This is a genomic window from Vibrio sp. KUL70 (assembly GCF_059725515.1).
In genome coordinates this window covers 2,003,452-2,017,903 of record NZ_AP045834.1, presented here as the reverse complement: position 1 = coordinate 2,017,903, position 14,452 = coordinate 2,003,452, and the positions used below count along the sequence as shown (strand labels likewise).

Below are 14,452 nucleotides of genomic sequence, written 5' to 3'. Positions count from 1 at the left end.
TTTACAACAGTAAATGCTTAGTAGTTTGGTTTCGTCATACCAGAACCTGCTTGGTTCGAAGCAACTTGACTGCCTGCACCTTTCGATACGTAACGTTCGCTACGGAATGGTGCTGCCACAACTTCAATCTCTTTGATCTCTTGAGGACCTGGAGCTTTCGTCATTGGCGAGCTAGCTTGTTTCTTCGCTTCTACTGAAGGTTTCTCTTCAGTCACAGGTGCAGCTTCAACTGGCTTAGCCGCAGCAATTGGAGCTTCAACAATTGGAGCTTCAGTGACAGTCTCTTCAGTTTTTGCTTCAACCGTTTCTTCAACTTCAACTGATTCCTCAATTGCAGGCGTGTCTGCGACTGGTGCTTCTTCAGCAACGGGTGCTGCTACAGGCGCCTCAGTTACAGCTTTCTCAACAACAGGAGCTTCAACTGCAGGCTGTGCTACCACTTCTTCAGCTTTCGCTTCTACAACAGCTTCAATCAAAGGCTCTTCACGGCGGATAATCACTTTACCCATTGCCATTTCAGGGCATGCAAAACCACCAGCAATCACAACATTGTTTTGAACAGCTTTTAGTTCAGTTGATTGTTGTACTTGCGCTTCAGCTTTCGCAGCTTCAGGCTTAGCTTGTTTGTGGTGCGGCTTAGGCACGAAACGAGGCATCACTTTACCCATCGCCATCTCTGGAGAGGCTACACCACCTTTACGTAGACGGAATGGGTTAGGGCGACGATCACGACCGCGACGACGACGTTGACCACTTGCACGTAGGTGACGTGGAGAACGACGGTTACGACGTTGCTTCGGCTCTTCCTGTTCTGTTTGTTCAGCATTCGCTTGGTTAGCTTCTACTTGTTCCGCTACCTTTTGCTCTTGAGCAACAGACTTATCTTTAGCCGCAACTTGCTCTTTCGCAGAGTTGTTTTCTGCTTGAGCTTGCTGGTCTTTAACGCGGATCTGCTTGTTCAGTTTACGACGTTGACGACGCTCTTTAACTTTCGCAGCTTTCGCTTCAGACTTCGGCTTTTGACCTTCTGGTTTAGAAGCTTGAGCGTCAGCTGCTAGCTGTTGACCTTGTTCTGCAACCTTAGATGGTACTTGCTCTTCGCGTTGTTGCTTCTGCTCGTCACGCTGCTTATTACGGCGATCTTGCTTCGGCTTACGGTTTTGACGAGGCTGCTGAGTGGCATTTTCTTTTTGCTCTTCAGGCTTCTCATCACGAGCTGGCTTACGACGGCGCTTGTTGTCGCGGTTTTCGTTACGGTCACCACGCTGGTTGCGACGACGATTGTCATTGCGATCGCGACGTTGACGGTTGCCATTGTTGCGATTGTTCTTAGGTTTCTCTTCTTGCTTCTCTTCCTGTTTCTCTTCTTGAGATGAAGATCCACCGAATAGGAAGCTGCCAATAGCTTTGAAGAAGCGGCTGATTAGGCCTGATTCTTGTGCTTTAGGCTCTTCTTTCTTCTCTTCTACTTTTGCAGCTGCCGCTTTTGGCGCTGGAGCTGGTGCAGATTGAGCTGGAGCAGCAAAACCTTTCAGTGCAGGCTCTTCAATCTTCTTAGGACGAATCGTCTGTTCTGCTGGTTCTTTGCTTTCTGCTTCTTTCAGAGCGTCTAGCTTCTTAGGAAGTAGGTAAGAAAGTAGATCGAACTCTTCACCTTCACGAACACGGATAACTTCGAAGTGCGGAGTTTCCATGTCAGAGTTAGGAACAACAGTGATCTTAACTTCTTGAGTACGCTCAATGTGGTTGACAGAGCGACGCTTCTCGTTCAGTAGGTAAGAAGCGATTGGCACTGGTACAACGGCAAGCACTTGTGCTGTGTTGTCTTTTAGCGCTTCCTCTTCGATTAGACGAAGAACTGAAAGTGCTAGAGATTCATTGTCACGTACAACACCAGTACCTGTACAGCGAGGACAGATGTGGTGGCTTGCTTCTGCTAGAGAAGGGCTTAGACGCTGACGAGACATCTCAAGAAGACCGAATCGAGAAATACGACCGATTTGAACACGTGCACGGTCTAGACGAACCGCATCACGTAGACGGCTCTCTACTTCGCGTTGGTGGCGAACAGGCGTCATATCGATGAAGTCGATAACGACTAGACCACCTAGGTCACGTAGACGAAGTTGACGAGCAATTTCATCTGCAGCTTCTAGGTTGGTGTTCAGAGCTGTCTCTTCAATATCACCGCCTTTCGTTGCACGAGCAGAGTTGATATCGATAGAAGTTAGCGCTTCTGTTGGGTCGATAACGATTGAACCACCCGACGGAAGACGAACTTCACGTTGGAAAGCAGATTCAATTTGGCTCTCGATCTGGTAGTGGCTAAATAGAGGAACTTCACCGTCGTACTTCTTAACGCGACTGATAAAATCTGGACGCACTAGTTGAATGTGCGCTTGTGCACGCTCAAAAATAGTGTTGCTGTCGATAAGAATTTCACCAATATCACGACGCAAGTAGTCGCGAATTGCACGAACAATTACGTTACTTTCTTGGTGGATAAGGAAAGGTGCTGCGTTTGAATCCGAAGCCTGCTTGATAGCAGCCCAGTGATTAAGTAGTACGTTTAAGTCCCACTCAAGCTCTTCTGCGCTTTTGCCAACGCCAGCAGTACGAACGATTAAACCCATGCCTTGAGGAAGCTCAAGCGTGCTTAAAGCGGCTTTTAGTTGAGTACGCTCGTCACCTTCGATACGGCGAGAGATACCGCCTGCACGAGGGTTATTTGGCATAAGAACTAAGTAGCTACCCGCCAAAGAGATGAAAGTAGTCAGTGCAGCACCTTTGCTACCACGTTCTTCTTTCTCAACTTGTACGATAACTTCCTGGCCTTCCTTTAGCACTTCTTTGATGCTTGGACGACCTTGGTATGTGTAACCTTCAGGGAAGTATTCGCGGGCAATTTCTTTAAGAGGGAGGAAACCGTGACGTTCTGCGCCGTAGTCAACAAATGCCGCTTCTAGGCTTGGTTCAATACGAGTGATACGTCCTTTGTAGATATTCGCTTTTTTTGATTCGTGACCTGGACTTTCGATATCAAGATCGAAAAGTCGCTGGCCATCAACCAAAGCGACACGCAACTCTTCTTTTTGAGTTGCGTTAATTAACATTCTTTTCATTTAGAAATACTCATTGTCTTTTCTTATTTTCATCATTGTTCTTGTCGCTTGATTTCGTTTCTCATGGTGCCTGATCCCATGGCTTTATCGGTGCAGCCTCCCGGCTGGAAGGGATGCTCTTGGGGCACGTCAGTCATCATAGATAGTGAACTATGATCCGCGATGTGGCGGTGAATACTCAACATGAGCGTACGTGAGTAGAGCGACAAGGAACTCAGCTAACGGTGTCTTACGCCAATGCAGCACGGTTTTGACTGAGTCATCTACTCATTTACTTGCTGGTGAATGGTTGGTTGTTTAAATAGTAACCAAACCATAGATAGCAGCTGTGAACTATAGCAGTGGTCGCTAATCACAGCAATCTGCTTTATCAGAATGCGCGAAAAAAAACGGTTTTTGTTTGGGTTTTGATAGCTCTAACTCACTGTCTATCAATAATTTATCAAATGATATTTAATTTTGCGGCAATCTTGGTCGTTTTTTGTTCGAAGAATCAAACAAATATAGAAGTTTCGCTCCTCCTTTTAGGTATAATCGCGCCGAAAAATGCAATTAACTCTCAATTATCAAATTTGACAGTGATACACTAACCGCATGAGCGAAATTAGAACCAAAGTCCAATTTATCGACATCGATGAAGATATGGCTGGTCAACGTATTGATAACTTCTTACGTAACCAATTAAAAAACATCCCGAAAAGTATGATTTATCGAATCGTACGTAAGGGCGAAGTGCGTGTGAACAAAAAGCGCATCAAAGCCGAATACAAGTTGAAAGCCGGTGACCTCGTGCGTATTCCACCTGTGACCGTGGAAGAGAAAGTTGAAGAGAACGTACCAAGCACTAAGTTGAATAAGGTGTCTGAGCTAGAGCATTGCATCATTTATGAAGATGATCACATGCTTATCTTGAATAAGCCTTCAGGTACAGCCGTGCACGGTGGTAGTGGACTTAAGTTCGGCGCGATTGAAGCTCTACGCGCATTGCGACCAGAAGCGCGCTTCTTGGAGTTAGTGCACCGAATTGATAGAGATACTTCCGGCATCCTTTTGGTCGCAAAAAAGCGTTCGGCGCTGCGCCACTTGCAAGCTCAGTTCCGAGAAAAGACAGTCCAGAAGTATTATTTCGCTCTTGTTATGGGTGAATGGAAAAACAGCTGCAAAGTGGTGAATGCACCGCTGCTTAAAAATGAAGTCAACAGTATTGTTCGAGTCAACCCAAACGGTAAGGCTTCTGAAACCCGCTTTAAGGTACTCGAGAAGTTCAAAGATGCGACCTTGATTCAAGCAAGCCCGATTACAGGCCGTACTCACCAAATCCGCGTGCACACACAGTACACAGGTCACCCGATTGCATGGGATGATCGCTATGGCGATCGCCGCTTTGATGCTTACACCAGTAAAGTTGGTTTAGATCGTCTGTTCCTACATGCCGCGAACATTAAGTTCACCCATCCAGGCAGTGAAGAGAAGATGGATATCTCGGCTCCTATGGAAGCTAAGCTGGAAAAGGCAATCGCAGGTCTGCGTAAGCTTTAATTCTTTAAGATACGAGATACGAGATACGAGATACGAGATACGAAGGGATAGAGTGTTCTCCCAATTTGTTCTTCAGTATCCTAAACGAGAAAGGTTGACGAATTTCGTCAACCTTTTTTGTTTGTGCTCGTTATCAGAACTCCCCAACTCGCTCGTCCCTCACTTTTGGGGATGACGAACTTTGGTTTTTAGTGATAGACCTAGCCATTCCCTAGACTGACGAAGGAAGGAGTAGGGAATCTCTATGAGGTGCTCGAGACAAACCTAAAGCACATCCAAACCTTGCGCTTCCAACATATCAATCAGGTCGATAAGCGGCAGTCCAATCAGTGTATTCGGGTCTTTACCTTCAAGGCGTTCAAAGAGAGCAATGCCCAGTCCTTCACTCTTAAAACTGCCTGCACAATAGAGAGGCTGCTCTTTGTCGACATAGCTTTCGATTTGTGTCCTGGTTAAGTCGCGAAAATGAACCACGAAGGTGTCGAGACGTGTGTCAGCTTTTTGAGTAACAGAGTTCCAAACGGACAGGCCGGTATAAAAGGTAATGCTTTTGCCGCTTTGACGTGATAACTGTTCAATGGCTTTTTCGCGGGTGTGTGGTTTACCGATGATTTCCCCATCAATCACACACACTTGGTCTGAACCTATGATTAAGCTTGGTGAGGTTACCTGACAAGACTTGGCTTTCTCTTCTGCTAAACGCATGACCAGTTGCTGCGGCGACTCTCCGGTAAGTGGTGTTTCGTCGCAGTCAGGCTTAGCAGTCACAAAGTCTAAATGCAGTTTTTTAAGGATCTCTTGTCTAAATGGTGAAGTAGAGGCCAAAACTAGTTGGTAATTTTTCATTTTAATTTACAATTCATAGAAGCATTTAATGCAGGATATAGTAACTTATCTTGATATTCATAATGCTCTGTATGGGAAAGGGAAAAAAGTGTACTTTTTTTGCCATTTCCTTTGACTAAACTCGATTTGGAAGATAATATTCGCGCCCTATGCAAAAGGTAAAAATACCGCGTACAGTTGATCCGGCTAGAACCGCTCAAAAACGACTTGATTTAGATGGCATCATCCAAACTAGTCTTTTCAAGCGCTTAAGCGAAGCAACTGAAGGCGTAAAACGTGACGCGCAAGTCTCATTGTCATTTGGGCTTGATGAACAACGATTAGTCGTTATCTCTGGTAAAGCTAACGTCGAAGTCGATTTAGAGTGTCAACGTTGTAATGAGGTTTTCGCACATGAGTGCGATGTCGAATTCACTTATACTCCTTACTACAATGAGAAAAGTGAAGAAGAAGCACCGGAAGAGTACGATTTGGTAGATCTGAACGAGTACGGTGAATTAGACCTGATTCAACTAGTTGAAGACGAGTTCATCCTTGGATTGCCTCAAGTAGCAATGCACGACGAAGCGGACTGTAGCGTTAACTCAAATAACTTGGTGTTTGGTGAACTTCCTGAAGAAATTGAGGAAGACAAGAAGCCGAATCCATTTGATGTTTTAAAAAGCTTAAAGAAGTAACTGCTTCTTTAAGAATTTACATAGGAGTAGGGTCAATGGCCGTACAAAAGAGCAAGAAATCACGTTCAATGCGTGGCATGCGTCGTTCACACGATGCGCTAACTACAGCTGCACTTTCTGTAGACGCAACTTCAGGTGAAACTCACCTACGTCACAACGTGACTGCGGAAGGTTACTACCGCGGCAAAAAGGTTATCAACAAGTAAGGTTGACCTTTTGCAAAATATAACCGTTGCGCTTGATGCAATGGGCGGGGATTTCGGTCCTCGTGTAACAGTGCCTGCCGCCGTGCAGGCACTGTCGTATTTCCCAGAGCTAAAAGTCATTCTCATAGGTGATCGAAATGCGATCACATCTCAACTATCCTCATTAGGTCGACAGCCTGATTCTCGTTTGAGTATTCAGCACTGTGACCGAGTTATTTCAAACTCAGAAAAGCCTTCTCTTGCCTTACGAAACAGTCAGGGCAGCTCTATGCGTGAAGCAATCGATCTGGTTGCGGAATCTCAAGCAGACGCATGTGTCAGCGGTGGAAATACCGGTGCATTAATGGCTTTGTCTCGTTTTCGTTTGAAACTTCTTCCCGGCATTGATAGACCAGCTCTCGTCTCAGCGTTGCCAACAGCATCCGGTGGTCGAACGTGGATGCTGGACCTAGGTGCCAATGTATCCAGTGATGCAGACTCTCTTTTTCAATTTGCTGTTATGGGAAGCGCACTTGCAGAACAACATTTAAACCGCCCACCACGTGTCGCGATTTTGAATATCGGCGCAGAAGAAATAAAAGGCAATGACCTTGTAAAACGATGCGCGGAAATGTTGTCCAACACCCAGTCTGTGAACTTCATCGGCTATATTGAAGGAAATCAATTGCTGCAAGATGCAGCAGATGTGGTTGTTTGTGATGGTTTTGTAGGCAATGTGTGCCTAAAAACGTGCGAAGGCACTGCACAACTCTTTATTGATAAGCTAAAAACGCGCATCATGGCGTCAACAATAAAGGGTTGGATCGCCAGAATATTGTTTTCTGAGCTATTTACTGAATTAAAAACCTTGAACCCCGACCAGTATAACGGCGCAAGTTTGTTAGGATTGCGCGGCATTGTCATTAAAAGTCATGGAAGTGCTGATGTAACTGCGGTTGTCAACGCGATTGGCGAGGCAGTACACGAGGTCAAACGACAAGTCCCTAGCCGCATTAGCGATCGTTTGGAAGCGGTTTTACTCGAGAGGCATTATTAGTCTTCATGTATAGCAAAATATTAGGTACTGGCAGCTACTTGCCATCTCAGGTGCGTACTAACGCAGATCTAGAGAAAATGGTAGAGACTAGCGATGAGTGGATTGTTGCTAGAACAGGAATTAAAGAGCGTCGTATTGCTGCAGAAAATGAAACTGTAGCGGATATGGCGTTTTACGCTGCTAAAAACGCAATTGATATGGCGGGTATCGATAAGCATGATATCGACTTGATCATTGTTGCAACGACGAGCAGTAGCCATACGTTCCCTTCTTCTGCATGTCAGGTACAAGGTAAGCTCGGTATTAAAGGTTGCCCAGCGTTTGACTTAGCGGCGGCATGCTCTGGTTTTGTCTACGCATTATCAGTGGCTGATCAACACATCAAATCAGGCATGTGTAAGAACGTTTTGGTTATCGGTGCTGATGCTCTGTCTAAAACTTGTGACCCAACTGATCGTTCTACTATCATCCTATTTGGTGATGGTGCAGGTGCAGTTGTTGTAGGCGCAAGTGAAGAGCCAGGTATTTTGTCTACTCATATTTACTCTGACGGCAAATACGGTGAGCTCCTTAGCCTTGAAGTTCCTGAGCGCGGCGGTGACGCTGACAAATGGCTTCACATGGCTGGTAACGAAGTGTTCAAGGTGGCAGTAACTCAGCTTTCTAAGCTAGTAAAAGACACACTGGCCGCTAACAACATGGATAAGTCGGAACTTGATTGGCTGGTACCACACCAAGCTAACTACCGCATTATCTCTGCAACGGCTAAAAAGCTAACCATGTCACTTGATCAGGTGGTGATTACACTTGATAAGCACGGCAATACGTCGGCAGCAACGGTTCCGACTGCGTTAGATGAAGCAGTTCGCGATGGACGAATTAAGCGCGGTCAAACTCTTCTTCTTGAAGCGTTTGGTGGCGGTTTCACTTGGGGCTCAGCACTGGTCAAGTTCTAACCCTAAGTCGATAGAACAATCAAGGCACATAATTATGTGCCTTATTCAATTTTTTGCATTGCTTAAAGGATAATCACAATGAGCAAGTTTGCTATCGTATTCCCAGGCCAAGGCTCTCAAGCTGTTGGTATGCTTGCTGAACTAGGCGAGCAGTATGATGTTGTAAAACAAACATTCGCTGAAGCTTCTGAAGCGCTTGGTTACGACCTATGGGCCCTAGTTCAAGACGGTCCAGTAGAAAACTTAAACGAAACTTTCCGTACTCAACCAGCTCTACTTGCAGCATCTGTTGCTATCTGGCGTGTATGGCAAGAGCTTGGTCTAGAGCAGCCTGCAAACCTAGCAGGCCACAGCCTAGGAGAGTACTCGGCATTAGTATGTGCAGGTGTTATCGACTTCAAAGAGGCGATCAAACTGGTTGAGCTTCGTGGTCAATTGATGCAAGAAGCGGTTCCTGCCGGCGTTGGTGCAATGTACGCAATCATTGGTCTAGATGACGAATCAATCGCTAAAGCGTGTGAAGAAGCGGCGCAAGATGAAGTGGTTTCTCCAGTGAACTTCAACTCTCCAGGCCAAGTTGTTATCGCTGGTAACAAAGCGGCGGTAGAGCGTGCTGGTGCACTATGTAAAGAAGCGGGTGCTAAGCGTGCACTTCCTCTACCAGTATCTGTACCGTCTCACTGTGCACTAATGAAGCCAGCTGCTGAGAAGCTAGCAGTTGCTCTGGAAGCACTAGAGTTCAACGCGCCAGCACTGCCTGTAATCAACAACGTTGATGTGGCTGCTGAAACAGACCCTGCGAAGATTAAAGATGCACTTGTTCGTCAACTTTACAGCCCAGTACGTTGGACTGAGGGCGTTCAGGCTATGAATGAGCAAGGCGTAGAAAAACTACTAGAATTAGGCCCAGGTAAAGTACTAACAGGTCTAACTAAGCGTATTGTTAAAACAATGACAGCTGCTGCAGTAAACGATGCTGCATCACTAGAAGCTGCTAAATAACGACATAAAGAGAAGTTATGATGAATTTAGAAGGCAAAGTTGCACTAGTTACAGGTGCAAGCCGTGGTATCGGTCGTGCTATCGCTGAACTTTTAGTTGAGCGCGGTGCTAAAGTTATCGGTACTGCAACGTCAGAAAACGGTGCTGCTGCGATCAGCGAGTATCTTGGTGAGAACGGTAAAGGTCTTGCTCTGAACGTAACAGATGTTGATTCTATTGCTGCAACACTAAAAACGATCAACGATGAGTTTGGTGCGATTGATATCCTAGTGAACAATGCTGGTATCACGCGCGATAACCTACTTATGCGTATGAAAGATGACGAGTGGAACGATATCATCGATACTAACCTAACACCTATCTACCGTATGTCTAAAGCTGTACTGCGTGGCATGATGAAGAAGCGTGAAGGCCGTATCATCAACGTAGGTTCTGTTGTGGGTACTATGGGTAACGCTGGCCAAGCAAACTACGCTGCAGCTAAAGCTGGTGTTATCGGTTTCACTAAGTCTATGGCACGTGAAGTAGCTTCTCGTGGTGTGACAGTGAACACAGTTGCACCTGGTTTTATTGAAACAGACATGACAAAAGCGCTAAATGATGACCAACGTGCAGCAACTTTGGCGAATGTACCAGCAGGTCGTCTAGGTGACCCTCGCGAAATCGCTGAAGCTGTGGTATTTTTGGCGTCACCTGCGGCAGCTTATATCACAGGTGAAACACTTCACGTCAATGGCGGTATGTACATGGTGTAAATTGTGTGCAACATTTGTGCATGATTTAAGTCAAAATCATACGTAATTTCGGTTAAAATCGCTAAAATTGTGGTTTGACCAGAAAAGTTGGCCTTGCAACTTTTAATAGATTGAATAAACTACGGAAAACATCGCATAAAGCGAACTCTGTAAAGGAAAAGAAAAAATGAGCAACCTCGAAGAACGCGTAAAGAAAATCATTGTTGAACAACTAGGTGTAGACGAAGCAGAAGTTAAAAACGAAGCTTCTTTCGTTGATGACCTAGGTGCTGATTCTCTGGACACAGTTGAGCTAGTAATGGCTCTAGAAGAAGAATTCGACACTGAAATCCCAGATGAAGAAGCTGAGAAAATTACTACTGTTCAAGCTGCTATCGATTACGTAACTAGCGCTCAGTAATAATCTCTCCCAGGCGGTCACCTCGACCGCCTGTGTTTTATCTAACTCATCTATCCTCATCCTAAATCATTTCAATCCCCGGAGTGTAAAATCGTGTCCAAGCGTCGTGTAGTTGTCACTGGCATGGGTATGTTGTCACCGGTAGGCAACACTGTAGAATCTTCTTGGAAAGCCCTGCTAGCTGGTCAAAGTGGTATCGTGAATATCGAGCACTTTGATGCAACCAATTTCTCAACTCGTTTTGCAGGTCTAGTTAAAGACTTTAACTGCGAAGAGTACATGTCTAAAAAAGATGCTCGTAAAATGGATCTATTCATCCAATACGGCGTCGCAGCAGGTGTTCAGGCACTTGATGATTCTGGTCTAACCGTAACTGATGAGAACGCACCACGTATCGGTGTGGCTATCGGTTCTGGTATCGGCGGCCTTGGTTTGATCGAAGCTGGTCACCAAGCGCTTACTGAAAAAGGCCCTCGTAAAATTAGCCCATTCTTTGTTCCGTCAACAATTGTGAACATGATTGCTGGTCACATGTCTATCATGCGTGGTCTACGCGGTCCTAACATCGCTATTTCTACCGCATGTACGACCGGCCTACACAACATCGGTCACGCGGCTCGTATGATTGCATACGGTGATGCTGATGCGATGCTAGCGGGTGGTGCTGAGAAAGCATCGACACCGCTAGGTATGGGTGGTTTCGGTGCCGCTAAAGCACTATCAACACGCAACGACGAGCCTCAGAAAGCTTCTCGCCCATGGGACAAAGGCCGTGATGGTTTCGTTCTTGGCGATGGTGCTGGCATGATGGTTCTTGAAGAGTATGAGCACGCTAAAGCTCGTGGCGCTAAGATCTACTGTGAGCTCGTTGGCTTCGGTATGTCGGGTGACGCTTACCACATGACTTCACCAAGTGAAGATGGTTCAGGTGGCGCACTAGCGATGGAAGCGGCGATGCGTGATGCTGGCATTACTGGTGAACAAATCGGTTATGTCAATGCGCACGGTACATCGACTCCAGCTGGTGACGTAGCAGAGATCAAAGGCATCAAGCGTGCACTTGGCGAAGCTGGTTACAAGCAAGTACTGGTTTCTTCGACTAAGTCTATGACTGGTCACCTACTCGGTGCTGCGGGTTCTGCTGAAGCTATCATTACAGCAATGTCTCTGGTTGACCAAGTTGTTCCACCAACAATCAACCTAGACGATCCTGAAGAGGGTCTAGACATTGATCTTGTTCCACACACAGCGCGTGAAGTTAGCGGCATGGAATATGCGGCGTGTAACTCATTCGGCTTTGGTGGTACAAACGGCTGTTTGATCTTCAAAAAGATTTAATCATCTTATAAAAGACTCAAACATCGTAGATAGTCAGTAATTAGACTTGTTTTTAAACGGCTTGATGCTTAGCATTGAGCCGTTTCTTTTTTGGAGAAAAGCATGTTTTGGGTTGATGGAGAAAGCCAACAAACGGTCGCCTTAACCGATCGTTCGTTTCAGTATGGCGATGGTTGTTTTACCACGATGCTGACACTCGATGGTGAAATTCAATATTACAATGATCACCAACAGCGAGTGGATGCTTGTCTCGCTGCTTTGCGTATTACGCCGCTCGATTGGCAGCAAGTCAACTTATGGTTGGAGAAAGCGCTTTGCTCTGTGCCTGCAAAAGGGCTAGGAGGCGTCAAGCTGCATGTGAGTCGTGGTTCTGGTGGCCGAGGTTACAGCCCATCCGGTGCGTTTTCACCTGTCGTGACCATTAGCACGTTCGCTTATCCAGCGCATTACCGTCAATGGCAGCAATCTGGCGTTAGACTTGGTGTTTGTGAGCAAAAACTGGGGCTATCTCCATTATTAGCGGGCCACAAACATAACAATCGTCTTGAACAGATTCTCATGAAAGCAGAGTTAGATGAATTAGGCTTGATGGATGGTATTGCATTAGATATCAATGATCAGGTGGTTGAAACTACCATGGCAAACCTGTTTTGGCGTAAAGGTTCAACGCTTTACACTCCTGAGCTGAACGCGAGCGGTGTTGCTGGGGTGATGCGTAAACAGGTATTGCATGAATTAGGCAAACAAACAGAGGTCGTCGTCGGCGGCTTCGATCTAAAATACCTGCTCTCTAGCGATGAGGTCTTTATGACTAACTCGCTCCTTGGTGTTGCTCCTGTTACAAGAATTAAAGAAACAGTATTCGAAATTGGACATGTCACACGTACCCTTCAAGGACTATTAAACTCGTGATTAAGAAGTTATCTATTTTTGTCGTCTTATGCTTGGTGATCACAGCGTCAGCAGCATTCTATATTTACAACCAAGCTGAAGCGCATTTAAAACAGGTGATTCAACTCGAACAGCCTCAAGTGATCACTGTCGCTCCTGGTGCGAGTTTTCATCGGGTATTGAATCAACTGGTTGATGAAGGTTTGTTTACGGCGTCGCCATACAGCAAACTAATTCGTAAGCTTCATCCCGAATTGGTCGATGTGAAAGCGGGTACTTTCTTGCTTGAGCCGGAACTAACACTTAACCAAGCGCTTCAAGTATTGGTTGAAGGTAAAGAGCATCAGTTTACGATAACGTTTGTTGAAGGTAGCCGCTTTGATGAGTGGCGTCAGCAGTTAGAACAGAACGAATTTATTGAGCAGACACTACAAGGCGTCTCTGAAGAAGAGATCGCAGAGCTGCTGGGTATAGAGCATAAGAAGCTCGAAGGCTTGTTCCTCGCTGAAACTTATCACTACACTTATGGCACTAGCGATTTAGACTTATTGAAACGTGCTCATAAAAATCTCATGGATGTGGTGAATCAAGAGTGGGAGAGTCGCGCCGATAAGCTACCTCTAAAATCACCTTACGAAGCGCTTATCCTTGCGTCTATCATCGAAAAAGAGACCGCCGTTGCTTCTGAGCGTGAGCGTGTTTCATCGGTATTTGTCAATCGTCTAAATAAGCGTATGCGTCTGCAAACTGACCCAACGGTCATCTACGGAATGGGTGACAGCTATGATGGCAACATTCGTAAGAAAGATTTAAGAACGCCAACACCATACAACACTTACACAATCAATGGTCTACCACCTACGCCGATTGCAATGGCTGGTAGAGCGTCGATCAATGCAGCTTTGAATCCAGAGCAGAGTAATTACCTTTACTTTGTGGCAAGCGGCACAGGTGGTCACGTATTTTCAAAGAGTTTGGCTGAGCACAACCGTGCAGTACGAGCTTACTTAAAACAGTTAAGAAAGAATAAATAAAGAACGAAGCTATGAATCAGTCGAAGTTTATTACGGTAGAAGGTCTAGAAGGTGCAGGTAAAAGCACTGCGATTAACGCAATCTTAGCGACACTCAAAGAGTCTGGTGTTGCAGAGGTCGTGAATACTCGTGAGCCTGGTGGTACAGTCCTTGCCGAAAAGATGCGTTCTTTAGTTAAAGAAGAGCATGAAGGCGAAAAGCTGCAAGATATGACCGAGCTGTTGTTGATGTATGCAGCGCGTGTTCAACTGGTAGAGAATGTAATTAAACCAGCGCTTGCTGAAGGTAAATGGGTTTTAGGTGACCGTCATGATATGTCGTCACAAGCTTATCAAGGCGGTGGTCGTCAGATTGACCGTAAGATCATGGCCTCTTTGAAAGAGACGACTTTGGGCGACTTTAAACCCGATTTAACTCTATATTTAGATTTGGACCCACGTATAGGGTTAGAGCGTGCGCGTGGTCGCGGTGAGCTAGATCGTATTGAAAAAATGGATATTTCATTTTTCGATCGTACACGAGAACGTTACTTAGAGATCGCCGAGCAAGATGACTCTGTATTGGTCATTAATGCTGAGCAAGAGATCGAGCAAGTGGCGGCAGATATCAAACAAGCACTAACAACTTGGCTTGAGCAGCAGTAGGTTAAA

14 protein-coding genes are annotated in these 14,452 nt (G+C 45.7%); 12 read left to right on the top strand and 2 right to left on the bottom strand.

Features of this window, described 5'->3' with window-relative positions; translation table 11 throughout:
* Positions 1-17 precede the first annotated feature (17 nt).
* Positions 18-3,122 (bottom strand): ribonuclease E, encoded by a 3,105-nt coding sequence (gene rne, locus AC6I7V_RS08750; RefSeq protein WP_498010698.1) that lies wholly within the window; start codon positions 3,120-3,122, stop codon positions 18-20.
* 594 nt (positions 3,123-3,716) lie between these two features.
* Here rne and rluC point away from each other — a divergent pair.
* Positions 3,717-4,661: a 23S rRNA pseudouridine(955/2504/2580) synthase RluC gene (rluC, locus tag AC6I7V_RS08745; protein ID WP_261881821.1), complete on the top strand. Its 945-nt coding sequence runs from the start codon at positions 3,717-3,719 to the stop codon at positions 4,659-4,661.
* 264 nt (positions 4,662-4,925) lie between these two features.
* Here rluC and AC6I7V_RS08740 read toward each other — a convergent pair whose 3' ends face one another.
* Positions 4,926-5,507 (bottom strand): Maf family protein, encoded by a 582-nt coding sequence (locus tag AC6I7V_RS08740; RefSeq protein WP_498010697.1) that lies wholly within the window; start codon positions 5,505-5,507, stop codon positions 4,926-4,928.
* A gap of 149 nt (positions 5,508-5,656) precedes the next feature.
* On the opposite strand from AC6I7V_RS08740, the gene yceD reads away from it, so the two are divergent.
* From yceD to tmk, 11 genes are all read left to right on the top strand, one after another.
* Positions 5,657-6,184: a 23S rRNA accumulation protein YceD gene (yceD, locus tag AC6I7V_RS08735; protein WP_239841480.1), complete on the top strand. Its 528-nt coding sequence runs from the start codon at positions 5,657-5,659 to the stop codon at positions 6,182-6,184.
* Between the two features lie 35 nt (positions 6,185-6,219).
* Positions 6,220-6,390: a 50S ribosomal protein L32 gene (gene rpmF, locus AC6I7V_RS08730; RefSeq protein WP_004414666.1), complete on the top strand. Its 171-nt coding sequence runs from the start codon at positions 6,220-6,222 to the stop codon at positions 6,388-6,390.
* Positions 6,391-6,400: 10 nt separating this feature from the next.
* Entirely contained in the window at positions 6,401-7,426 is a 1,026-nt protein-coding gene (gene plsX / locus AC6I7V_RS08725) for a phosphate acyltransferase PlsX (protein WP_255230367.1), read from the top strand.
* 5 nt (positions 7,427-7,431) lie between these two features.
* Entirely contained in the window at positions 7,432-8,382 is a 951-nt protein-coding gene (locus AC6I7V_RS08720; protein WP_498010696.1) for a beta-ketoacyl-ACP synthase III, read from the top strand.
* 78 nt (positions 8,383-8,460) lie between these two features.
* The gene (gene fabD / locus AC6I7V_RS08715) at positions 8,461-9,384 is read left to right on the top strand and encodes an ACP S-malonyltransferase (RefSeq protein WP_255230368.1); all 924 of its coding nucleotides are present in this window, start codon (positions 8,461-8,463) and stop codon (positions 9,382-9,384) included.
* 20 nt (positions 9,385-9,404) lie between these two features.
* Positions 9,405-10,139, top strand: a complete 735-nt coding sequence (gene fabG, locus AC6I7V_RS08710) for a 3-oxoacyl-ACP reductase FabG (RefSeq protein ID WP_172974268.1) — start codon at positions 9,405-9,407, stop codon at positions 10,137-10,139.
* A gap of 166 nt (positions 10,140-10,305) precedes the next feature.
* Positions 10,306-10,539 carry an acyl carrier protein gene (gene acpP / locus AC6I7V_RS08705; protein ID WP_004737381.1) on the top strand — a complete coding sequence of 78 codons (234 nt, stop codon included), beginning with the start codon at positions 10,306-10,308 and terminating at the stop codon, positions 10,537-10,539.
* Between the two features lie 93 nt (positions 10,540-10,632).
* Positions 10,633-11,877, top strand: coding sequence for a beta-ketoacyl-ACP synthase II (gene fabF / locus AC6I7V_RS08700; RefSeq protein WP_032552037.1), 1,245 nt, complete (start codon positions 10,633-10,635; stop codon positions 11,875-11,877).
* A 102-nt stretch (positions 11,878-11,979) separates the two neighbouring features.
* Positions 11,980-12,789, top strand: coding sequence for an aminodeoxychorismate lyase (gene pabC / locus AC6I7V_RS08695; RefSeq protein ID WP_498010695.1), 810 nt, complete (start codon positions 11,980-11,982; stop codon positions 12,787-12,789).
* Entirely contained in the window at positions 12,786-13,802 is a 1,017-nt protein-coding gene (mltG, locus tag AC6I7V_RS08690) for an endolytic transglycosylase MltG (RefSeq protein WP_255230372.1), read from the top strand. Before pabC ends, mltG begins: the two co-directional genes overlap by 4 nt.
* A gap of 11 nt (positions 13,803-13,813) precedes the next feature.
* The gene (tmk, locus tag AC6I7V_RS08685) at positions 13,814-14,446 is read left to right on the top strand and encodes a dTMP kinase (protein ID WP_255230373.1); all 633 of its coding nucleotides are present in this window, start codon (positions 13,814-13,816) and stop codon (positions 14,444-14,446) included.
* The last annotated feature ends 6 nt before the right edge of the window (positions 14,447-14,452 follow it).

Bases quoted from the DNA above. Each gene is read 5' to 3' on its own strand.
- fabD (WP_255230368.1), top strand. From the start codon at position 8,461: ATGAGCAAGTTTGCTATCGTATTCCCAGGCCAAGGCTCTCAAGCTGTT.
- rpmF (WP_004414666.1), top strand. From the start codon at position 6,220: ATGGCCGTACAAAAGAGCAAGAAATCACGTTCAATGCGTGGCATGCGT.
- pabC (WP_498010695.1), top strand. From the start codon at position 11,980: ATGTTTTGGGTTGATGGAGAAAGCCAACAAACGGTCGCCTTAACCGAT.
- rne (WP_498010698.1), bottom strand. From the start codon at position 3,122: ATGAAAAGAATGTTAATTAACGCAACTCAAAAAGAAGAGTTGCGTGTC.
- yceD (WP_239841480.1), top strand. From the start codon at position 5,657: ATGCAAAAGGTAAAAATACCGCGTACAGTTGATCCGGCTAGAACCGCT.
- AC6I7V_RS08740 (WP_498010697.1), bottom strand. From the start codon at position 5,507: ATGAAAAATTACCAACTAGTTTTGGCCTCTACTTCACCATTTAGACAA.
- rluC (WP_261881821.1), top strand. From the start codon at position 3,717: ATGAGCGAAATTAGAACCAAAGTCCAATTTATCGACATCGATGAAGAT.
- acpP (WP_004737381.1), top strand. From the start codon at position 10,306: ATGAGCAACCTCGAAGAACGCGTAAAGAAAATCATTGTTGAACAACTA.
- fabG (WP_172974268.1), top strand. From the start codon at position 9,405: ATGAATTTAGAAGGCAAAGTTGCACTAGTTACAGGTGCAAGCCGTGGT.
- tmk (WP_255230373.1), top strand. From the start codon at position 13,814: ATGAATCAGTCGAAGTTTATTACGGTAGAAGGTCTAGAAGGTGCAGGT.
- AC6I7V_RS08720 (WP_498010696.1), top strand. From the start codon at position 7,432: ATGTATAGCAAAATATTAGGTACTGGCAGCTACTTGCCATCTCAGGTG.